Source organism: Luteibacter sahnii (assembly GCF_034063545.1).
Classification (GTDB): domain Bacteria; phylum Pseudomonadota; class Gammaproteobacteria; order Xanthomonadales; family Rhodanobacteraceae; genus Luteibacter; species Luteibacter sahnii.
The window spans coordinates 102275-124903 of sequence record NZ_JAQLOK010000003.1 but is presented as its reverse complement, the minus strand read 5'-3'; the positions used below and the strand labels follow the sequence as shown (position 1 = coordinate 124903).

The 22629-nt window shown below is 66.3% G+C and carries 14 protein-coding genes and 2 pseudogenes; all 16 read right to left on the bottom strand.

Translation table 11 applies throughout. From position 1 onward, the window contains the following. The gene (locus PI246_RS10905; protein ID WP_320551324.1) at window positions 1-717 is read right to left on the bottom strand and encodes a VirB8/TrbF family protein; all 717 of its coding nucleotides are present in this window, start codon (window positions 715-717) and stop codon (window positions 1-3) included. Beyond that, the gene (locus PI246_RS10900) at window positions 717-3254 is read right to left on the bottom strand and encodes a VirB4 family type IV secretion/conjugal transfer ATPase (RefSeq protein ID WP_320551323.1); all 2538 of its coding nucleotides are present in this window, start codon (window positions 3252-3254) and stop codon (window positions 717-719) included. The genes PI246_RS10905 and PI246_RS10900 overlap by 1 nt, the downstream gene beginning before the upstream one ends. Beyond that, the gene (locus tag PI246_RS10895; protein ID WP_320551322.1) at window positions 3251-3556 is read right to left on the bottom strand and encodes a conjugal transfer protein TrbD; all 306 of its coding nucleotides are present in this window, start codon (window positions 3554-3556) and stop codon (window positions 3251-3253) included. Before PI246_RS10895 ends, PI246_RS10900 begins: the two co-directional genes overlap by 4 nt. A gap of 10 nt (window positions 3557-3566) precedes the next feature. Further along, entirely contained in the window at window positions 3567-3899 is a 333-nt protein-coding gene (locus PI246_RS10890) for a TrbC/VirB2 family protein (RefSeq protein ID WP_320551321.1), read from the bottom strand. A gap of 17 nt (window positions 3900-3916) precedes the next feature. Continuing rightward, window positions 3917-4885, bottom strand: coding sequence for a P-type conjugative transfer ATPase TrbB (gene trbB, locus PI246_RS10885; RefSeq protein WP_320551320.1), 969 nt, complete (start codon window positions 4883-4885; stop codon window positions 3917-3919). A 95-nt stretch (window positions 4886-4980) separates the two neighbouring features. Further along, entirely contained in the window at window positions 4981-7533 is a 2553-nt protein-coding gene (locus PI246_RS10880; protein ID WP_320551319.1) for a fimbria/pilus outer membrane usher protein, read from the bottom strand. A 138-nt stretch (window positions 7534-7671) separates the two neighbouring features. Further along, complete coding sequence (locus PI246_RS10875; protein ID WP_320551318.1) at window positions 7672-8400, bottom strand: fimbrial biogenesis chaperone; 729 nt, start codon at window positions 8398-8400, stop codon at window positions 7672-7674. A 61-nt stretch (window positions 8401-8461) separates the two neighbouring features. Beyond that, on the bottom strand, window positions 8462-9019 hold the full coding sequence (locus PI246_RS10870) for a fimbrial protein (protein WP_320551317.1): 558 nt from the start codon (window positions 9017-9019) through the stop codon (window positions 8462-8464). A gap of 250 nt (window positions 9020-9269) precedes the next feature. Then, window positions 9270-10613 (bottom strand): sugar porter family MFS transporter, encoded by a 1344-nt coding sequence (locus PI246_RS10865; protein ID WP_320551316.1) that lies wholly within the window; start codon window positions 10611-10613, stop codon window positions 9270-9272. 145 nt (window positions 10614-10758) lie between these two features. Beyond that, entirely contained in the window at window positions 10759-11523 is a 765-nt protein-coding gene (locus tag PI246_RS10860; protein ID WP_320551315.1) for an SDR family NAD(P)-dependent oxidoreductase, read from the bottom strand. Window positions 11524-11587: 64 nt separating this feature from the next. Continuing rightward, window positions 11588-12010: a VOC family protein gene (locus tag PI246_RS10855; protein WP_320551314.1), complete on the bottom strand. Its 423-nt coding sequence runs from the start codon at window positions 12008-12010 to the stop codon at window positions 11588-11590. Between the two features lie 65 nt (window positions 12011-12075). Then, window positions 12076-12525 (bottom strand): annotated as a pseudogene (locus PI246_RS18585) (methyl-accepting chemotaxis protein); the annotation flags it as partial. Window positions 12526-12626: 101 nt separating this feature from the next. Continuing rightward, window positions 12627-13374, bottom strand: a pseudogene (locus PI246_RS18580) (PAS domain-containing protein); the annotation flags it as partial. A gap of 113 nt (window positions 13375-13487) precedes the next feature. Continuing rightward, window positions 13488-15845 (bottom strand): penicillin-binding protein 1C, encoded by a 2358-nt coding sequence (pbpC, locus tag PI246_RS10845; protein WP_320551312.1) that lies wholly within the window; start codon window positions 15843-15845, stop codon window positions 13488-13490. A gap of 75 nt (window positions 15846-15920) precedes the next feature. Continuing rightward, the gene (locus PI246_RS10840) at window positions 15921-21947 is read right to left on the bottom strand and encodes an alpha-2-macroglobulin family protein (RefSeq protein ID WP_320551311.1); all 6027 of its coding nucleotides are present in this window, start codon (window positions 21945-21947) and stop codon (window positions 15921-15923) included. 197 nt (window positions 21948-22144) lie between these two features. After that, entirely contained in the window at window positions 22145-22621 is a 477-nt protein-coding gene (locus PI246_RS10835; protein WP_320551310.1) for a T6SS immunity protein Tdi1 domain-containing protein, read from the bottom strand. Window positions 22622-22629 lie beyond the last annotated feature (8 nt).

Below are 22629 nucleotides of genomic sequence, written 5' to 3'. Positions count from 1 at the left end.
CTAGAACTGTTTGGACCAGGAGTAGTCCGTAATGAAAATGCCCAGCGGATTGAGGCGGAGACGGTCTTCGTCCATGGCCTGGGCCTGCGGCGTCGACTCGATATGGATCAACGCGCGCATCCGCGCCGGCTTGCCCATCACCTCGCCCTTGCGGCTGCGTTGGGTTTCGATCCAGTCGACCTGCCAGGTGGTGGTGCTCTGGGGAATCGACGAGGTGATCTCGACGTTGACCGTCTGCCGTTCCGCGCGTTTGAACGGATTGTTTTCGGGCGTACCGTTCAGATAGTTCGTCATCTTCTGCGCGGCCACGCTACTGGCACGCATCTGGGCATACACCTTGAAGATGTTTCTTCGCTGTAGCGCGATGTCGGGCGTCACCGTGCGGGCATTGACGATGAACTCGGCGACCGTCGTTCGCACGATGCGCTGGTCGAACTCTGTCGCCACCGTGGCAGGAGCGACGGCCGCCGCCTCGCCCAGCTTGTCCACCTCGACCACATACGGCACGAACTTCGACTGACTGCCGATATAGACGACCCCACCCACGGCGACGAAGACGATGAGCAGGCTCAGCAAGGCCATGGTCTGCCAGATGGCACGGGACGCGATCAGTCCGCCGACGTGGGAATTCCACGTACGCTTCGCGTTGAGGTAGGGGTGTGCCATGCCATCGGCAGGCTTGGGAATGCGGGTGTAGTCGATAGTCCTCTTTGCCATCATCGTGCTCCATATTCGGACAGGTACAGTCCCTTGCTTTCGAGCCACTCGTCGACCCATCCGTCGCCATGCCGCGCTTCGAGCGCACGGATCGTCGTGATCGACTCCTTATCGGTCTGGCCGATGAGCGCGAGTGCCAGCGGGCCCAGGGCGAGGTCGTAGAGCCGCCGGCCTTTTTCCGACACGTAGTAGTAATGGCGCTTCGGCACCGCCGTGGCGAGAATCTCGATCTGCCGGGTGTTCAGGCCCATGCGGCGGTAGAGCGCGGCCGTGTCCTCGTCTCTCGCGAATGGATTCGGCAGGAAGATCTTCGTGGCCGTGGACTCCACGATCACATCGAGGATCCCTGAGTCGGCCGCGTCGGAGAGGCTCTGCGTCGCCATGACGACGAGGCAATTGGCCTTGCGTAACACCTTCAGCCACTCGCGGATCTTGGCACGGAACACCGGATGGCCGAGCATGAGCCACGCCTCATCGAGCATGATCACCGCCGGCTGACCCTTCAGCGACATCTCGATGCGCCGGAACAGGTAGAGAAGCACCGGCAGGACGAAGCGATCCCCGAGCGTCATGAGGTCTTCGATCTCGAATACCGCGAAGTCGGATAGACGCAGTCCGTCGACGCTCGCGTCGAGCAGGTGACCCATCGCACCGTCGGCCGTGTAGACCTTCAGGGCCTCGCGGATCGACTCATCCTGGATCATCAGGACGAACTCCGAGAGCGTGGTCGCGCCGGACTGTTGCATCGAGACGATCGCATGGCCGATCTCGTTGCGTTGCGTGGGCGTGGTCTGCACGCCGTTGAGCGCAAGCATGGCGTCGATCCATTCCATGGCCCAGGCGCGATCGGCCTTCGACTCGAGGAACTGCAACGGGCAGAACGCCAGGGCGCCGTCTTCACCGCCGACGTCGAAGTGCAACCCACCACATGCCTTCACCAAGGGATAGAGAGAGCGCCCTTTGTCGAAGCAATACAACGCCATGCCCGCATATCGCCGGAACTGGGCGGCCAGCATTCCCAGGTGAGTCGACTTGCCCGACCCCGTCGGCCCGAAAATGAACGTGTGACCGAGATCGTTCACATGTAGATTGAGCCGGAACGGTGTCGCGCCTTGCGTGACACACTGCATCAGCGGCGGCGAGTTCGGCGGATACATGGGGCACGGCGCCTCGGCCTCGCCCGTCCATATCGTCGCCGTCGGCAGCAGGTCGGCCAGGTTCAGCGTGTTCAGCTGAGGCCGGCGAACATTCTCCACGCCATGACCGGGGAAGCTCCCCAGCAACGCGTCCATCGTGTTGACCGACTCGATGCGCGCCGCGAAGCCACGCGACTGTATGGCCTTTTCGATCTGGCGGACGGAAAGATCGAGCTGTGTACGGTCCTCGTCGGAGACGACGACGACACTGGTGTAGAAGCCCTGGGCGACAAGGCCGCTGTTGATTTCCGCGATCGCCGCTTCGGCATCCTGCATCATCGATAGCGCGTCGTAGTTCACCGAACCGGAGCTGGTCTGAAAGATCTGGTCGAAGAAGCCGCGCACCTTCTGACGCCATTTCTTTCTGAATTTTTCCATCTGGCGCAGGGCTTCATGGGGATCCATGAAGATGAAGCGGTTCGACCAGCGATATTGGCTCGGTAGATCGGCGAGGGACGAGAGGATCCCGGGATAGGATTCCAACGGAAATCCCTCGATAGCGACCACCTGGACGAATCGCCGACCGATACGCGGTGCCACGCCGCTCCAGATATCCTGCCCACCGATCAGCGCGTCGAGGTATACCGGGTTCTCGGGCAGGACGATCGGATGATCCACGCCGGTGACGCAGTACTGCAACCAACGCAGGAAGTCGTCGAACACGAGCTGCCCGCCGTTCTCCAAGGGAATGCCACGCCCGGCCAGGCGCTTCATCTTGAGCACGCCGCTGAACCGGTTCTCGAACGACACACACTCCCGCTGGAACTCGGCGATGAGGCCGTGAGTCTGCTCCGTCTTGCCAGCGACCTCGGCGTCGTCGTCGAACATCATCTCGACGAAACGCCGCTGGGCGATCTGGGGTGGATACCAGGTCAGCGTCATGACCATGTATCCCTCGTAGGTGGTCCCCAGGGCGTTGAACAGCCGGCGACGTTCCTCATCGATGGCCTTGGACACCCGATCGGGAAAATGCGAACGCGTGGCCTTCGCGTAATCGTTTGCCGGCCGGCGCACGGCATCGACGTGTAGCATCCATCCGCTTCCCAGCCGAGAGAGTGCCTGGTTGATGCGCATCGACGTATTCTCGCGCTGATCGTCCGTGCTGCTGGCCGCGTCGTCGCCTTCGTAAATCCACGCCGCCATGAAGGCGCCGTTCTTGCATACCACCACGCCATCGGCCACGACGGCGGCGTAGTTCAGCAAGTCCGCCGCCGCCTGCCCGTGCGGGCGGCGAAAATCGAGCCGGGGCTCATTGTCGAGTCGGCGGATGGTCACGTAGAGCACCATGACCATGATCGCGACGATGGCCGCCATGCCACTGATGAACCAGACGATCGTCATCGGTACTGCGCCTGCTCGGCCGGGCCGTTGTCACGGAACGGCGTGGAGCGTGCCGGGTAAAACTTGCGGTAACGCCGCTGGCGCAGGTAAACAAAACGCATCTTGGGATCGGCTTTCGCCATGATGCGGAAGGCCTGGAGGCCAAGGACCCACATGGCACCACCGAATACCGCCGCCTTCAGGTCATGCGCCGAGAAGATGAGTGCCCCGGCAAGCAGACCCGTGAAGAGCACCAGCTCCCGGTCCCCACCGAGCACCAGATTGTCCCGGTTTCCTGCGCGTCGTATAGGAACAGTTCGCATGTCCGTTTTCTCACGCCGGCGAAAACGTAGACGAGGGCGCCGTACCCGGTTTGAGCGCGGTCACGATGTTTTCGGCCTGAACGATCACGGAGACGACCAGAACGACGAATACCATCGTTCTTGCGAACCCGCTCAACTCACCGCCGAATATGAGCACCGCGCCACAACCGACGATACCGACGAGAGAAATGATGGTCGCGATGGGACCCGTCATGGCGTCCCTCAACAGAGTGACGTTCTGCTGAAACGGCAGAGCTTGCGCGGCAGCGACCGAAGGAAAAACGAGGCAGACGATCAGGACGACGACGATCGACGCGGTGAGACGCTTATAGGGTTTGAGCATGGAACATACCTTTTGTGTCATGAAAGAGTGCGGGTCAGATAGCGACCGCTTTCGTATCCGTCGATCGCGACGACCTCCTGGATGCGTCGTCCTCGCGGTGTCCTCGCGATATGCACCAAAAGGTGCACGGACTCGCCGATCAGCGGCTCGATGGGACGCGGCGCATCGCGATGCATGCTGATGAGCATCGCCAGGCGCGAGAGGCCGGCTCTCGCGTCGTTGGCGTGCAGCGTCGCCGCACCGCCTTCATGGCCGGTGTTCCAGGCCATGAGCAGGTCGAGGGCTTCCGGGCCACGAACTTCGCCCACGAGGATGCGGTCGGGGCGCATGCGCAGCGTCGTGCGCAACAACTGCGTCATGCTGACCTCGCACGATGTGCGGTATTGCACGAAGTTCTGCGCCGAGCATTGGATTTCGCCGGTATCCTCGATGATGAAAACGCGCTCGGTAGCGTCGGCGTCGACCATCTCGCGAATGATGGCGTTGACCAGCGTGGTCTTGCCTGAGCCGGTACCGCCGATCACCAGGATGTTGCGGTGTTTGCGTATGGCGTCGGCGAGCAGGTCGCGCTGGGCCGCGGTCATCGCGCCGCTTGCGACGTAGTCGCGCAGCCCGAAGATGGAAATCGCCTTCTTACGGAGCGCGAACGTCGGCGCGACGACGATCGGCGGCAGCTGCGCCGCGAATCGCGAGCCATCGAGGGGAAACTCCGATTCGAGCACGGGACGGGTACGCGTGATTTCCTTGCCGTAATAGCCGGCGATGGTCTTGATCACGGCCTCCGACTGGCTGGGCCGCATCATGCCGATACACCGCATGCCTTCGCCGAGACGCTCCTGCCAGAGCCGATGATCGGCGTTCAGCATGATTTCGACGGTTTGTGGGTCGTTGAATGCGTCGAGAAACGCGTCGCCTACGTCGCGCTTGAGCTTTTCTCTCGCGCGCTCACGTGTGACGGCGGACAGGCCGTTGTGGTGGGTTTCCATGGGGTATGAACTGGCTACGATGGCGGTGGCGCGCCCCTCCTGGTCGGCGCCACGGTCGTTGTGTCGGCGAGTCGATCCAGACCGGCCTCATCGAATCAGGCGGCGACGACGACCTCGGGTGAGGGTGGCGTCGTCGATGCACCGTGCGCACACGGCGCCTTGAACGCGCGATGCAGCCCATGGATGGGCAGGGTATCGGTCGAGACCGGCACATCGATGTAGCACCGGTCGCTCGGACCCGCTCCCCAACTCACGGTAAGACGTGAGCCAGGCGTGGCGCCGCGCGTGAAGAGTTTGCTGCCCTGCCCCACCACGCCCACGGGCTGGCCGGCGGCATCGTAAACCGATGCGCCGAACGGCAAGGGTTGTCCATCGGGTTTCGTGGCATGGATGAGCAGTGAGCGCGCCTGCGACGTCTTGAAGTCGACGCGCGCAAAGGCACCGGCACGCGGTGCCACCGATTCGGTGGTGCTCTCCAACTGCACGTCGTGCGAGGCGCCGCGTGGATCGATCGACAGGGTGTTGATCTGGTAGGGAAGCAGACTGCGAACCACCGCGTTGCCGTGGCGGTCGAGTCGCACGCCCGTGGTGCCTTCCACGCGTGCACCCTCAGCTCCCGGCGCGTGGATGATGGCGTTGGTTTCGCCCAGTTCCTGGGACAACGTCACGCCGGCGCGATGCATGACGACCGCACCCGCCGCACCCGCGGAATAGTGCTGGCCACCGGGCGAGCGACCCGCGCCGATACGGTAGCTACCCGCGTAGTTGCGATAGCCCAGGCTGCCGCTGCCGCTGTTCGTGCCGCGCCCGTCCGTACGCGATCGGCTCGCCGTTAGGTTGTAGGAAAGGCGACGGCGTTCACTGGCGTAGCCGTTCACGGAGGCCAGGGATGTGGCGCCGCCACCGGCCGCCTGAGTGTGGGTCGACGTGACGGTCGCCGCGCCGGGGGCGCTCCCGAGAGGTACGGTCAACGAGAGGTAGATCGTGGTATCCGCCCATCCACGGGACCGGCTGGCGGAATCGCCCAGAACGCTGCCGACACGTGACCGTTGCACGGACACGTTATAGGACAGCGAGCGCCAGCCTCCGCCGTAACCGATCGCATAGTTCGTGTCGCGACCGCGACGCGTCCAGTAGTCGCCGACGGATGCCGTCACGGAGAGGCTACCCTGACCGAGTGCCTGGACCACGGTGGCTTCAAGGCGCCCCCGCTCACCACCTGCCATGGGGTCGATACCGCCGAACTTGAGATAGGACCGGCGTCGTGCCGCGTCGGTGACGCCCAGGTAATGCGGCGTCGAGAAGCGGTACGCGGCCACGCCGATGTTCGTGCCCGTTGTCGCCACGGACCGGTTGTAGCGGAGCCGCGTGCTCGTGCCCCAACGCACGCTTTCCCGGCGAAATGCCGCACGCGAACCGGTCACGTCGAGCGACACCGCCCCAACGGGCAGGTTCACGGCCCAGCCGAGAAGGCCGGCTCCGTAGCTATTGGACGCGGTGGCACCCAGGTAGAGCGTGCTGCGGGCCGTGACGCCGTACTGATACGTGCCCTGGAAAATGAAAGGCGTGTCGGCCACGCTGTTATCGACGACCTGCCCCGCGGCGACCGCGAAACGATGGCTATGCTCGCGCAGCATCTGGGGCACGGAGGTGTAGGGAACGACCTGCGTGCGTGTCCGGCCGTCCGCTTCGGTCACGGTCACTTCCAGGTCGCTGCCGTAGCCCGTGGGATAGAGATCGTCGATCTCGAAGGCCCCGGGCGCGACGGTGGTGCTGTGAATGAGATAGCCGTTTTGCCGAATGGACACCTGGGCGTTGCTCTGGGCGATGCCCCGGATGACCGGGGCATACCCACGCTGCGACGCGGGCAGCATCCGGGTGTCGCTGGCGATCGCCACGCCCCGGAGCCGCACGCTGTCGAGAATGTCTCCGGAGGTATAGCTGTCGCCGACGGTCAGCTGTGCACGGGCGGCGGTCAGGTCGTGCTGGGCATAGGCTTGAGTGTTCTGCCAACGGCGGCGATCCGGGCCCAGGGTCAGGCTACCCGTGTGCCGGAGGCGCCACCCCGCGACATTGGCCCCGGCGCGAATGCCGGCATAGGTGGCCGTGCTGCGCCGCCCCTGGCTACGGACATGATACGTATTGAGGTTGTAGTTGAGCATGGCGGCGGCCTCGCCCTCGTCCCAGAGATCCGGACTGACGTAACCTCTCGCCCGGGATGCCATGAATGCCTGGGGAATCGACAGGCGCAACACCTGCTCGGCGTCGTCGAAGTCAAGCGAGGCGCCGGGTATGTAGTCGCCGAGCGGGCCGCAAAAATGGCTCTCAGCAAGCGGTTTGAGTTCGCCGGTGCCCATCGCGTGGGTGGCGAGTTTGTCCGGATCGAAGCCGAACGTCATCAGCATGGTCTGGTCGAAGCAGGGCTGGGCGCTCTCGCTGCCGACGACCTGACGGAAGGTCACCTCGTGATCCCCGGGAATGGGTATATCGTTGACACGGATGGCAGGGCGATAAATGCCGGCGAGCGTCACATTGCCGCGCTCGAACCGCGAGAGGTCGACCGGCGCCGCCGAATGCAGGAATTCGCTGCTGAATGCCGCCTGCGGCGCGGGCTCGGGATCGACGACGGCACGCGCCGTGCCATTCATGGCGAGCGCCAGAGCCAACGCCAGCGCTAGCCTCGTATGCGCAGGCAACAGCCTGCCGCCGGATCGGGTTGTCCGTGGAGAATGGATCATGAGGTTCGCGGGCGGTGGGGGTTCACCGCAGTGGAGTGGAGAGGCGCGTCAGAGTTTCGTCGCGTGCTCGACGAAGCCGCCGTAGTCGTTGATGGTCTGGTACGTCACGTTGACGGTTTCACCCGATAGCGCGAACTCGTCGACGGTGATCTGCTTGGTGGCACCGGGCGCTACCGCAAACGGATCGATCGCGTGAGTGTGTTTGCCGACTCGCAAGGCCGCGTCGTTGACCGTGACATGGTAGGCACTATCATTGCGCACCGTGAGGCGGTGGTCGTCGTGCGCCGCCCAGACGAGCGTTTTGGCGGCGTCGTCGGGAGATCCTTTGAGTCGCGCTGGCCGATAGAAAAGCTTGAGCCGATAACGCAACGCCAGCTGGATATGACTGCTGTCGTCTTCCCCGTCGGCAGGCTTGGGCGGCACCTCAAGCACGTTCAGCCAGAACAGGCTCTCCCGATCGGTGGGAAGGTCGCCCTGGGTAAACGCGATACGCAGCGTCTGGGCTTTGCCGGCCTCGATTCGCGCGATGGGTGGCGTCAGGTTGAAGGGCACGTGGACGTTTTCGGGGGTTGCCTTCGCATCGCCGTCGTCGATCCACGCCTGCGACAAGACCGGCGCCTTACCCACATTGCTGACCTTGACGGCGATCTCTCGCTCGCCAGCGCGAAAAATATATCGGGTCGCGTTCATCACAACGCTGGCCGATGCGCTTGTTGCAAAAAGCGACAAAGCGACGACAGTCCATGCGACGAGCGGCCGAAGACGTGAGGCAGGCATGAGGAAGAGCTCCTTGCTCGAGCCGCCGGCCGAAGGCCGACGGCTACCATCCTTGCGAAGGTTACGACGTGGGTTCGAAGTTCATCGTGTAGCGGACCAGGCCATTAGCTTGCCCGGCGGCGATGTCGCCCACCCGTTCGTACGCTGCGGTATGGACGATCGTCGCCTGGTTGTCCTTCACCGTCTGCTTGACGATCTTCTGATCGTTGAAGATGTCGATCTTTTCGCCGTTCTCGTTGAACAGACGGATCTGGACACCACTGGCGGCGTTGGCGCCATTGGTGACCTTGACCATGCCGGTACGGGCATCGACCAGGGTGCCGTCGGCATCGAAGTGGGCCCAGACCTTGGTGCCATCCGGGCAGCTCTTTTCACCTTCGCCGCCAACGCGGATGCGGAAACCGACGCTGCCGTGATAGTCACCGACGTTCGCGAATTCACCCGCGCTGATGCTGCCCATGTCGACGGTGAAGTTCGGACCGCCGGAGTTTTCGCCCTGAACGGTGCACGTTACATTGGCGACGGAGCCGGTGAACGTGATCGAGCCGGTTTCCGCAAATGCGGGCGACGCGGCGAGGCCTGCGATAAGCAGGGCGGAGGTGAGTGCCTTGAGGTTCATCCAATTGACCTTGTACTGATTTCGACTGGCCGTGGCGGCTTGCCCCGATGCCGGGACGGCATGACGCGACCCCTGCGATCACCATACGCATGCGTAGCGTGACCGCGGGCAAAGTCTGTCGGAATCCCCTTGCCTTACATATAGAAAGATTCTCAAAAATCGGCACCAATTTCCGGAAGACCGATACGGCCGCCCGGCCGCCACGGGCAAGCGCTCAGGTGTTCACCGACACCCGAGCGCCGGTACGCGATCAGCGACCGATCTTGCGAAGCGGCTTGCCGCCCATCAGGTTGCGCTCGATCTGCTCCAGCGAGATACCCTTGGTCTCCGGGACCAGCCAGAAGGTGATGATGATGAAGACGGCATTGAGCGCGGCATAGAGCCAGAACGTCTGGGCATTGCCGAAGCCACTCAGCAGCGTGAGGAACGTCGCGCCTACGATCATGTTGGTCACCCAGTTGGTGAAGGTCGAGCACGCGATACCGAAGTCGCGCCCCTGCAAGGGCTGCACTTCGGAGCAAAGCGTCCAGATCAGCGGCCCGGCGGACATCGCGAAGCCGACGATGAACAGGAGCAACATCGCCACGGTGAAGTACTGCTCGCCACGACCGTCGATGCCGATGCCCATCATGGTGCCGACCACGCCCAGGCCGATGGCCATGATCGTAAAGCCCGCGTAGAGGATCGGCTTGCGACCGAGGCGGTCCACCAGGGCGAAGGCGATCAGCGTCGCGAGCACGTTGGTAAGCCCGACCGCCGCGGTGAACCACATCTGCGCGTGCGTGTCGTAGCCCATATCTTTGAAGATGCGCGGCGCGTAATACATCACCACGTTCATGCCGGTGAACTGCTGCATGGCTTGCAACAGCACCCCGAGGCCCACCGAGCGGCGGAAATTGGCGTTTTCGCGGAACATGCTCCAGCCGTGCTGGCGCGTCTTGAGCTGGTCTTCGATGTCGGCGACTTCCTTTTCCACAAGCGTCTCGTCGCCACGCAACCGCGCGAGCACCACCTGGGCATCTTTGCGCCGTCCCTTGAGCAACAGCCAGCGCGGGCTGTCCGGGAGGAAGAACAGGCCGACGAGAAACAGCGCGCCCGGCGCCGCGATGATGCCGAGCATCCAGCGCCAGTTACCGGATGCGCTGAACGCGGTGTCGGAGAGGAACGCCAGCAGGATGCCCGTGGTGATCATCAGCTGGTAAGTGGAAATCATCGCGCCGCGGATGCGTTCCGGCGCGACCTCGGCCAGGTAGAGCGGAGCGGTGAACGTGGCGATGCCGATGGCGAGGCCGAGAATGAAGCGCGCGAGGATGAGGACATGGGGCGACCATGCCGCGGCGCAGAACAACGATCCGGCGATGAACAGGATGGCGCCGAGCAACAGCGACCGCTTGCGGCCCAATGACGCGGACATCCAGCCCGCGCCGAGGGCGCCGACGGCGGCTCCGGCCATCATCGCGCTCACGATCCACTCGATGACGTGGTCGGTGACCTTGAACTCGGCCTGGATAAATTGCTGGGCCCCGGAAATCACGCCGATGTCCAGGCCGAACATCAGACCCGCGAGCGCCGCGAGGACACAGGTGGTGATCATGGCCCTGCGCGGGTGCGCGGCCTCGACTTCGTGTTTGACGGCAACGTCCATGAATCGTGAACCCTCGGCGAAGAACAGGATTCACGCATTGGATGCCGTGGCATGTATGCGATCCGTCGCGACCGCGTCGGGCCATCGTGATCGTTCAGACCCAGCCGCCGTCCACGATGACGTTCTGCCCCGTGCACATGCGGCTGTCGTCCGCGGCGAGGAACAGCGCCATCCGCGCCAGGTCGTCCGGCATGAGGTGCCCGGGCAGGCACTGCACGCGGCGGATCTCCGCCTCGCCCTCCTCGTCCAGCCATAGCTGCCGCTGCTTCGGCGTGATCACCCAGCCCGGCACGAGGCAGTTGATGCGGATGCGGTCGCGTCCCAGCTCGCGAGCCATGCCGTAGACGAAACCGACGACCGCGGCCTTGGCCGTGGCATACATCGGGTAGCCGGCGTTTTTCTTCATCCAGCCGGTTGAGCCCAGGCAGATGATCGAGCCCGCCTGGGCCTGCCGCATGTCGGGCAGCACGGCCTGAGTGGCGAAGTACTGGTGGCGCAGGTTGGTGGCGAGACTGCGGTCGAAGTCGTCCACGGTGGTGTCTTCGATCGCGTGGCGCACATCGTTGGCGGCGTTGTTGACCAGCACGCCGATCGGTCCGAACCGCGCACGAACCTGCGTCACGGCCTCGCGCAACGCATCGACGTCGGCGAGGTCGCAGCGCAGGCATATCGGCGCATGGCGCCGGTCGGCCAGGCGTGTCGCCAGCGCCTGCCCCGCCTCATCCGCCACGTCGAGGAAGGCGACCTTCGCGCCCTGGTCGGCGAAGTGGGTGACGAACGACTCGCCGATGCCGCTCGCGCCGCCGGTGATGAGCACCGTGCGATCGACGAGGCTGGGGTACGTGGCGAACGAGGACATGGTGGACTCCGTGGTCAGGGAGCCCGTCATATACCAGAGCCCGTGGCGGCCGGGCGAACGGCGCTCAGGCGTCGGCCCAGGGATCGTACGTGCCGAAGTACCACAGGTGGCCCTCCGGGTCGCGCGCGGCGTAGCCCGCGCCCCCCTGGTGCTTTTCGGCGTACTCCTCGACGATCAGCGCGCCCGCGGCTTTCGCCCGTTCGTAGTGCGCGCGGAGGTCGCCAGTCACCGTCACGCACGCGCACTGCGTTTCGCGGCCCATCACCTCATCGGGCTGCACCATGTGCCGTGCGAAGGGTGTGTCTTCGCGCACGGAACCGAGCATGACCATGCCGCCGCCATAGGTCAGCTGGGCGTGCTCGACGACGCTATCGTCGTGGGCATGGCGGAACACCGCATGGGCCTGGAAATCGAACGCCTTGCAGAGGAAATCGATGGCCTCGACGGCGCGATGGTAACGCAGGCAGGGAATGATCGTGCTGGGCATGGCGGCCGCTCCGGAACGTGGGCGCGGCTACCTTACCCGCTTTCGAACGGATACCACCCCTGCCGTCAGGCGAGCTCGGCCACGGCCCGGCGGACGGTGTCGATGCCGGAGGCCTGGGTATGCGTGGCGCTGGCGACGTCGGAGACCCGGTCCAGCAGCGCCGAGACCGACCGGAGGATGGCGCGCATGGCGTCGCCGGCCTCTTCGCTGCGGTCGCTGCCTTCGCGCACCCGCTCCAGCGTGCGCTCGATCAGGGCGTGGATGTCCTTGGCCGATTCGGCACTGCGCTGCGACAGCATGCGCACTTCCTGCGCGACCACGGCGAATCCGCGCCCGTGGCCGCCGGAGTGCGCCGCCTCGATCGAGGCGTTGAGGGCGAGGATGTTGGTCTGGAAGGCGATGGTATCGATCAGTCCCACGATGTCGGCGATGTCCCGGGCCCCGTCCTGGATGGCCGACATCGTGGCGATCACCGCCTCCACGAGGGCACTGCCTTCGGTGGCCGAACGGCGGGCTTCGGTGGCAAGGGCGTTGGTGACGCGCGCCTGCTCGGCGATCGCCGGCACCGTGTCGGCCAGTTCGGCCAGGGAGCGGTGCAGGGTGCGTGTGGCGCGGGTCTGGGCGGTGACGTCGGTGGCGTACTTGACCACCTTGAACGGACGACCGGCCATGTCGAAGATCGGGTTATACGTGCCCTGGATCCACACCTCGCGCCCGTAACGGTCACGGCGCCGGTAAAGCGCCGCGTCGTATTCGCCCCGTCCGAGCTTGGCCCAGAACCGGCGGTAATCGTCGCTCTCGCGATCGGCGGGGTCGACGAACAGGCTGTGGTGCCGCCCGACGACCTCGTCGCGGGCGTACCCCATCGTGGCCAGGAAGTTGTCGTTCGCTTCGAGGATGGTGCCGTCGAGGGAGAAACTGATCACGGCCTGGGCCTTGTCGATCGCGGCCAGGCGGCCTTCCATGTCGGCGCTCTGCAGGCGCTGGCGAGTCACGTCGGTGGCGAACTTCACCACCTTGACCGGACGGCCGCGGCGGTCGATCACCGGGTTGTAGCTGGCCTGGATCCACACTTCGCGACCGCCCGACCCGCGGCGACGATACAGACCCACGTCGGGCTCGCCCGTGCGAAGGCGCTCCCAGAACGCGGCATAAGCAGGCGACTGCGCCTCCCCGGGCTCGACGAACATGCGGTGGTGCTGGCCAATGACGTCGGCCTCGGCGTATCCCATGGCCTGAAGGAAATTCTGGTTGGCCGCGACGATCGTGCCGTCCAGTCCGAACTCGATCACGGCCTGCGTGCGGTTGATGGCGTCCAGCTTGCCGCGCACGTCACCGGAGGCGAGGGCGATGAAATGACGAATGCCGTCGACGAATGCGTTTCGCATGGCAGGTTCCCCGTGAAGGTTTCGTCGTCTTTATCGTCGAACCCTCGCCGGCCCTGAATGACCGTTGCCGGAAACGCGCAGCGCTTGCGTCACTCGACAACCCCAACGCGCCATTCGCGCGTGTCGCTGCGGCCCTGGTCGTCCACCACGCGCACCAGGAACCGGCCGCTGCGCTCGGGCGCCCACATCAGCGGCTGCCCGGGCGGCACGCTGCCCAGGTAGGCGTCGTCGACGAACCAGTAAAGCGCGTGGGCGCTGGCGTCGGTGGTGGCCGAGAACGCCACGCTCTCGTGGCCCAAGCGCGACACGCGGATCTGATAGGTGCTGCCTCTGAGGGGCGAGGTGATGGCGGGCGGGTCGCCAGGCGGCTGGCCGCCACCCTGGCAATCCGGCAAGGGTGGGGGCGGACGGCGTGGCATGCCCGCCTGGGCGAACACGCGGGCGAGGTCCGACGGCCAGTATTCGTAGACGTCGGTGCGCGTGTGCGCCGGATCGTACGGCGGACACGCGGGCTTGCCCGTACGGGTATCGATCACGACGGGCCGATGCACGGTGCTCACGCGGATGGGCGACTTGCCGGGGATGAACCAGGTGCTGCCCACCTGCGGGCACCAGGCGTTCGGCAGGTCGCCGCTCGCGAGGCAGATCGGCACCCGGCGCAGGTTGGGCGGATTGCGCCGGACCGGCTCGGCCAAGCCGGGCCGCTCGGCGCGCAGCGCGTCGGCGATGCGGAAGAACAGCGGCGCCGCCGCCTCCACGCCGATGAAGGCGGGATTGCCCGAGCCGTCGAAATTGCCCACCCAGACCACGAGCACGTAGGGGCCGAAGCTGCCCGCCGTCCACGCGTCGCGGAAGCTCCACGAGGTGCCGGTCTTCCAATACAGCGGCAACCGCGACGGCTGGGCGGCCACGGCGTCGTCCGGGCGCGGGTTCTGCCGCAGCATGTCCATCACCATGAAACTGGCCTCTTCGCTCAGCAGGCGCGTGCCCCGGGTGCGCGGCGCGTCGGCCAGCAGGCGCAATGGGCGCAGTTCGCCCCGGTTGGCGAGCATCGCGTAGAGGCCGCCCAGCTCCTGCATGGTGACTTCGCCGCCGCCCAGCACGAGCGCGAGACCGTAATGCTGCTCGCTTGCCAGGCGCGAGATACCCGCGTCGCGGAGGAACTCGTAAAGCGTCGGATGGCCCAGGCGCGACGCGATCTGCACCGCGGGGATATTGCGGCTGCGCACGAGCGCCTGCGTGGCGGTGACCGGTCCGAGGAAATGCCCGTCGAAGTTTTCGGGTGTATACGGGCCGAACGCGCTGGGCACGTCGCGCAACACCGTTTCAGGATGCAACAGGCCCTGGTCGAAACCGAGCGCGTAGATGAAGGGCTTGAGCGTCGAACCGGGCGAGCGCTTGGCCAGGGTGCCGTTCACCTGTCCGAAGATCGCAGGGTCGAAATAGTCGGCCGAGCCGACCATCGCCTTGACCCCCATGTCCCGCGTGTCGATGAGCAGCGCCGCGGCATTGCGTATGCCGCGATCGCCCGCGTGCGCGATGTACTGCCGCACCTGACGTTCAAGGCTGTGTTGCAGGCCGAGGTCGAGCGTGGTCGTCACGCGCATGTCGTCGCCGCCGTCGAGGCGGCGTTCGGCGAGCACCTGCTCGACGAAGTGCGGCGCCTCGAAGGGCAGGCGCGACAGCGCGCGCAGCCGCAACGGCAGGTCGAACAGCGGCTGGGCCGACGCATCGGCGGGGTGCTCGCGCACCCAGCGGGCGAAGAGACGGTCGCGCGACGCCTTGAGGTTGGCCGCGATCACGGTGCCACCGTCGGCGCGTCCCGGCACGCCGCGCGCGGGCTCCTGCGGGATGACCGCCAGGGTCAACGCCTCGGGCAGGCTCAGCCGCGAGGGCGACTTGCCGAAGTAGGCGAGGCTCGCCGCGCCCACGCCTTCCACGTTGCGACCGTACGGCGCGGCGTTGAGATAGGCCTCGAGGATGTCGTGCTTGGAATAGCGCAACTCCAGTTGCATCGCCCGCATCACCTGCACCAGCTTGCCGCCCGGACTGCGCGTGTCGAGGCGCCAGATAAGGCGCGCGAGCTGCATGGTCAGGGTCGATCCGCCCTGCGGACTGCCATGGCGCACGTAGGTCACCCAGGCGCCACGCAGCAGGCCCCAGGCGGAGACGCCCGGATGCCAGCGGAACCAGCGGTCTTCGTGCAGCAGCACCGCGTCGACGAAGGCGGGCGACATCGCCTCCAACGGTACCCACAGTCGATAGCGGTCGTCGCTGGCCAGGGTGAGCCGCAGCAGGCGACCGTCGGCGTCGTAGACGGCGGTGGACGAAGGAAACCACGCGCGCAGGGGATCATGCGGCCACAGGCGCATCCCGGCGAGCGACGCCGCGACCAGCAGCAGGGCCACCACGAGGTTGTGCCAGTGTCGGCGGAACAGTCGGTTCATCGGCGTACGTCGGCGCGGCCTCGCCCCGGATCCATTCCCCCCCCCGCGGGTCGGGGATGGATCCGGGGAGGCGCGTCAGGGCTTGCGCTCCACCTTCAGCACGCCCGCGCCCGGCGCCATCGCCTGCGCGCTACGGTCGTAAAGCGACTCGGCGTAGACCGGCGGGATGGCGAACGTGCCCGCGTTGGTGGCCTTGATCCGATAGACGAACTCCTGCACGTCGGTGCCCGCGACGCCGTAAACCACCACGCGATCCTCGCGGACATCGGCGTAATCCGGCTTCCAGGTGGACTCGGGGTTGCCGATCGGCGAACGCCAGGCGGGCGTGTCGTCCGTCGCATCCTCGCCACTCTCGCCGTTCGCCGCGTCGGCGTCCTCGCTCTCGCCTTCCGTGGGTTCGTCGGCCGATGCCTCATCCGCGCCGGCGTTCGCCGCCGGTGCGGCGTCGGCCGGCGGCGCCGTGTCGAGCACGGGCTCGAAGCCACCCGGCAACAGGTCGACGATGGCGACATCGTCGATCGGTCGGTCCCGTGTCGACCGGATGCGCAGGTGCACGTCGATCTCCTCGCCAGCGGCCACGCTGTCGATGGCCTTGCCCTTGGTGTCGGTGTAGGTCCGGGAGATCTCCAGGCCGTCCTTGCGCACGGTGGTCGGCGGTTTGCGGTCGAACCCGGACTGGCTGACGGCATACCACGCCGCCACGTCCGCATCGTTGACCAGGCGCAGCCGCTGCGTGCCGGGCTTCCAGCACGCATCCACCAGCGAGCCCTTGACCGCGCCGACCGGGGTCACCTTGCCGTCGGCGGTGACGGCACCGATCGACAGCTTGCCCACGTCGCCGCCGGTGTCCTTCGCCCAGGCATCGAGCGCGAGGATGATCATGCCGGAGGACAGCGTGTTGTAGTGGCCCGCCCCGAGCGGACGCACGAGCCGGTCGACGATGTCCGGCGGCAGCGCGTGGGCCTGCTCGGGAAAGTGCTTCGCCAACAGGTAAAGCACGGAGGCGTCGCGGATCGTGTCGTCGTAGTAGCCCTCGTACACGTAAGGCGTGTCGCGGGCGGCCTTGTCCACGAGCCCCTGGCGGGGTCCCGCCATCAGCTGCGCGGCGAGGCGATCCTGGTGCAGCAGCTGATAAGACGCCGCCAGCCACGCCGCGGCGAGGTCGGTCTTCCACGCCTTCGCATGGGCCTCCTGCAGGCGGCGCTGCAACGAGGCCAGGTCGTTGGTGGTGACGTTGCCCTGGCGGGTCAGCAGGTAGATGGCGTACGCGCGTTGGCGCATGCCGAACAGCGAATCGTCGCTATCGTCGGCGGCGACCTGCTTGAGCGCATTGTCGGCCGAGGCGAGCATGTCGCGCGGTACGGCCACGCCGCGATCCGCGGCTTCCAGCAGATAGTGCACCGCGTAGTTCGTCGCGAAGACGTTGGTATCCGGCGTAGCCGTCCACAGGCCGAAACCGCCCTGGCCGTTCTGTCGTGCGTGCAGCACGTCGAACAACGCCGCCACCGGATCGGCCGGCGGGGTATCGTCGCCGATCATGTGGGCCGGCTTCACGTCGCCGAACTCCGGACGCTGGCCGAGGATGAGCGCCGGCATTGCCGCGCTGATCACCTGTTCGGTGCAGTAGTGCGGGAAGTCCACCAGGTAGGCCGCCAGGCCGCGCGCCAGCACCACCGGCACGGTCGAGAACGCGGCGTCGCGGCGCGCGTATTCGTCATGCAGGTCGCGCAGGTTCGTGACGTCGCCGCGCGAGTGGGCGTCGACGCGTCCGAACGACAACTCGGTACGCATCGGCGAGGCCGGGCGCACCGACAGGTCGATGCCCTGCTTCGCGGATTTGCCGTTCGCGCTCGCGCTGAAGGCCAGGTGTCCCGAACCGAGGCGATCGGTAGCGCGCACGCGGAACACCGCCACGCCTTCGCGCATCTCGCCCAGGTCGAGGGTGCGCGACGCGTCGCCCACCACCTGCAGTTGCGGGCCAGTGGCGAGCTTTACCGCCACCGGTACCGTCTTGCCGCCGAGGCCGGTCAGGTTGTTGGCCACGCCCACGCTCACCTCGGCCTCGTCGCCCGGCGCGAGCGTGGTCGGCACATTCGGCGAGAGGACGAAATCGCCGCGCACCGTGGTGGCACCTTCGAAGGTGCCGATCGTGTCCGGCGAGACGCTGACCGCCATCACGCGGAGCTTGCCGTTGAAGTAGTCGGGCACGGTGTAGGTCAGGTCACGGGAGCCGTCCACGTCGACGATGCCCGACCAGTAGGCCACCGGCTTGTCGCGCTTGCGCCGGAACGGATTGAGCTGCCGCCCGATCGCGCCGTCGGCGTCGCCGCCGGGTGCCGCCATCGCCATCAGCTTCTGGAAGTCCGGGATGATCAGATCGAGGATCTGCGAGGTGGACACCTCGAGCATCCGTTTACGGAAGAAATACTGCAGCGGATCGCCCAGTTTGTAGCGCGCCACCTGGAGGATGCCCTCGTCCACCGCGAACACCACGGCGCGGGTCGGCGCCGGCGAGGTGACGTGGAAGGTGATCGTTTCGCCGGGCTTGACCAGCGCGGGCGACGCCACGGCGATCGCGTTGCGCCGTGCGTCCATGTTCACCGAGAACGGCACCACGCCGAACGAGAGCGGGCTCATGAAAATCTCGTCGGACGACGGATCGCGCACGTACTGCACGTTGATGTAGCCGTTGCCCTCGAAGTCGGCGGGCACGCTGATGTGCTGCACCGAACTGGTGGTGTCGGCATGGAACCAGGCGTGCGCGTAGACCTTGTCGCGCTCGATGGTGATGAGGCCGCTACCCGCGTAAGGCGCGCGGATCGCCACGTCCACCGTCTCGCCCGGTGCGTAATCCTTCTTCGAGAGCGAGAGCTGCAGTTCGGCGTTGCGATCCAGCGAGCGCGACACGTTGCCGTCGCCCGCGACGGACCAGGCCACGCGGTTGACCTCCTTGCCGTCGGCGGTCTTGACCACGAGGGCGAAGTTGCCCGGCTTGTCCGTGGGGAGGGTCACGTCAAGGCCCGCCGCCGGGATGCGCAGCGGCGTTTCCGACAGCGTGGTCTCGCGCGCCTTGGATTCGTACTTGTAGACGCCCGAATCCTGCTTGGTGAGCACCGACACGTAGCGCGTCTCGACGATGGCCTGCTTGAGGTCGCCCAGGTCGATGCGCTTGGCCGAGGGGTCGATCGCCACCAGGTTGACCTTGCGCACCGCGTCGCGGCTCACGTAGTCGAGGGTGTCCGCAACCTTGTAGCCGACGAGCCAGTCGTTGGACGAGACCATGCCCTGGGTCGCGGCCGCCACGCTGCGGCCACCGTCGGCCTCGTAGACCTTGGCGAGAAAGTACAGCTGGTAGGTGGCGTCGGCGTACTTGGACAGGTCGAGCCTGAACTCGGCATGCCCCTTGTCGTCGGTCTTGGCGTCGGCGAGTTTTTCCTCGAACCCTTCCTTCGCGCGACGCACGTCGTAGAAGTGGTAATCGGGATAGCTCGCGAACGACGGGAAGGCCGGACGCAAGGTCAATGCGCCTTCCACGCGCCGGTCGGCGGCGGGCGTACCGAAAAGGTTCTGCGCATCGACCAGGGCCTTCAGATCGGCCGGCTTCACCCAGCCCTCGGCCACCGCGGTGGACAGGTGCGCCGACACCTTCATGCGGTCGGGCTGGAACTCCTTCACCTGCACGGTGGTGCTGCCGATCTGCGAATACGGCTTGCCGTCGCGGGCGATGTAGAGGTTGACGGTCCAGTTGCCGGTAGGCGCGGTCTCGGCGGTGGTGTAGTCCGTCTCGGCGAAACCGGCGGCGTCCATCGCGACCGGGCGCTGGCTCACGGCGGTGCCGCGGGGATCCACCACCTCGGCGATCAACGGCATGCCGGCGACGCTGCGCGTCCAGCTGTTCGCACGCACGATCATGCCGATGTGGAAGAGGTCGCCGGGCCGGTAGATGCCGCGATCGGAAAAGAGATAAGCCGACAGCTGGCCCTGGCTGTGCGCATTCGGTTCGCCGCCGATATCAAAGCGCGAGAAATCCAGCGTGCGGTCGTAGGCGCCCACCGGGAGGAAGGAGAGATCCTCGCCCTGGCGCACCACGTACATCGCGGGCGCCTTCTCGCGCGTGAAGCCCTTCAGGTCAGCGAAGTGTGCGCGGCCGTCCGCGCCCGTGGCCTGGGTGAAGAGCGTGCTGCCGTTCTTGGCGATCACCGACACCGAGGCGCCGCCGACCGGCGAGCCCGTGCGGATCGACTGCACGAAGATGTCCTGGCTGCCGTCGGCGGAGCGCTTGGCGATCACGCCCAGGTCCGTGATGACGACCAGGCGCTCGTCTTTCGGATAGTCGTAAGGTACGTAGCCGGTGTCGTCGTCGCGGTTGGCCGCGGCCGCCGCGGCGGCATCGGGATCGCCGCCCGCCTCACGCGCGGCGGCTTCACGGGCCGCCTTCTCGCGGCGCTCGCGGGCGTCCCGTTCGGCCTTGGGGTCATAGCCGGAAAGCTTGAGCAGGAAGACGCCTCGCTTGCCGCTGGCCAGGTACTGGCCCAGGTCGACGCCCTCGTAGTGCGCCTTGCCGGGACCGTCGTCCGGGAAGGGCACCTTCTTCACGAAGCGGTCCACGATATGGTCGGGCGTGAGGCCGTACATCTCGGGCTTGGCGTAGGTGCCGTTGTTGAGCGTCACCAGGTGCTGCAGCTGGTCGGGCAGCACGCGGCCGATTTCCATGCGCATGCCCGGCATGTTGCGCGAGACCACCGAGATGCGTTTGTCGCCCGAGAGGGACAACAACGAGCCGTCGGCCATGAAGCGCAGCAGGCGCGGGTAATCGGGCACCGTGAGGACCTGGGCGAAAGGCTTCGCCATCACGTAGCCGCCGAACGAGGTGATGCCCTTGTCCACGCGCACGTAGAGCCGCTCGCCCGGCTTGGCCTGGTAGCGGAAGCTCTGCGCGGCCGACCAGTCGTTCGCGGTGGGTACCATGACGGGCTTCACCGGCGCGAAGCGGCGCAGGTCCGCCTCCCCGATGTTCGCGACCGTGTCGTGTTCGTCGCCCGGCGGCACGATCCACGCGTGCACGTGCCTGGCCAGGTCGGCGTCGCTGACGGCACCGCTGAAGTTCATCACCACGACCTGTTCGGGCTCGTAGCGCTCATTGTCCACGAGGGTCGCCGACATCTCGTCCAGCGCGAGGCTGTACAGGCCGGGCACCTTCACCGAGGTCTCGAGCGCCGTCTCGGTGCCATCGCCGCCCCGGCTGCTGACGACGCCGTCGTCGAGCTTGAGGCCGACCGCGCCGTCGTCGCGCGGAAGTTGCAGCGGCTGCGAATGAATGAAGGCATTGAGCCGGTGTTCGTCGTAGGTGACGGTGAAGCGCAGCGGCGAACCGTGCTTCTCATCGTGGTCGCGCAGGTCGAGCGCGACGCGCTTTTCGAACTGCGCGCTGTCCACCGGGTAGTTGAAGCCGATCTGCATGATCGTCTTCTTGCGCGTGGGGTCCTGCGGATCCTGGTAGAACTCGCCGTTGACCAGCTTGGCCGCGAACGGCGCGGTGGCAACGGTGAGGTGGTCGTCGGCCATCAGCACGTGCGGCGCGAACACCTTGGCCGTGTCGAAACGGATGTCGATCTTGCGGCCGACCGGCCAGTCCGCGGCCGGCGTGAAGGTAAGCGTGCGATCGTTTTCCCAGGTCCACTGACCGGCCAGCTTCGGGTCCATCGCGATGCCGTCGGTAACCGGCTTGCCCAGCGACTCCAGCCGCGCGGCGGAAGCGGAGAAGCGGATCGTCAGCGGGTGGATGGTCGCGGGCGTACGCGTGTAGTCGGTGACCTCCGGCGCGGGCGCCTGGAAGGTGATCCGGTTTGGCTCGGCCGGACGCGGCCGGTTCTGCCACCAGTGCCAGCCGAACCAGCCCGCGGCGAGCAGCACAAGCACGCCGGCCACGCTGCCGGCGAACTTCAGCGGATGGGTCCGCGCCACCCGCCCCGTCGCCGGCACCCAGGCGGGTGCCGACCACGCCATGCCGCCGACGACCGGCCGCAGCAGCCGGCCCAGCAACCAGAACAACCCGCGCACGAGGCGCACGGGCAACAGGAGAATGAAGCGCAGCAGATCCATGGTCCCTGTCGATCCTTGTGTGTCGAGTGGCCGGGACCGCCAGACGACCTCGCCCGCCGCGGCGACGGCGGGTGGTTCAGTCGACGGTTGTCCCCATAACTACAGAGTGAGGGCATCCCCTGTCAGCCCCGTGACGGGATTCTGACACAGGCCCGCTGCGCTTCGGGCAATTCGGGGGCAGGCGCGGCGCGCCTTGCTCAGTGGGTCACGTCGATGTTGACCGTCGTGCCGTCGGGCACGTCCTGCAATTGATGCAGGATCGAGCCGGTCAGCTCGAAATGCTCGCGGGCGGGGACGGCGTGCAGATTCTCCACGCTGTATTCGCCCTCGGCGAAGATCGGCAACGTCACGTACGTGTAGCACTCGCCGTCGGCGCGGGTCTTGCCGGCGTCGATCAGGGCCTCGACCAGCGGCGGCAGCAGCCAGTCTTCGGCCACGTCCTCGCGCAGGCGTGCGTTGAAGTCGTCGATGTCGTCGGCAACCCGCTCCACCTCGGCCGTGCCGGTGTTGAGCCAGTACACGCCGCCTTCGTCGGCCTCGTAGAACATGTCGCCCAGCGCGGTGAAGACGAGCGGCGTAAAGGCATCGCCGATGCGCCAGCGCCAGGCCTCGGCGAGCGCGTCGATGGCGGCCTTGTCAGGCGTGCAGGTGAGGTCGTTCCAGGAAAGGGACATGGTCGTGC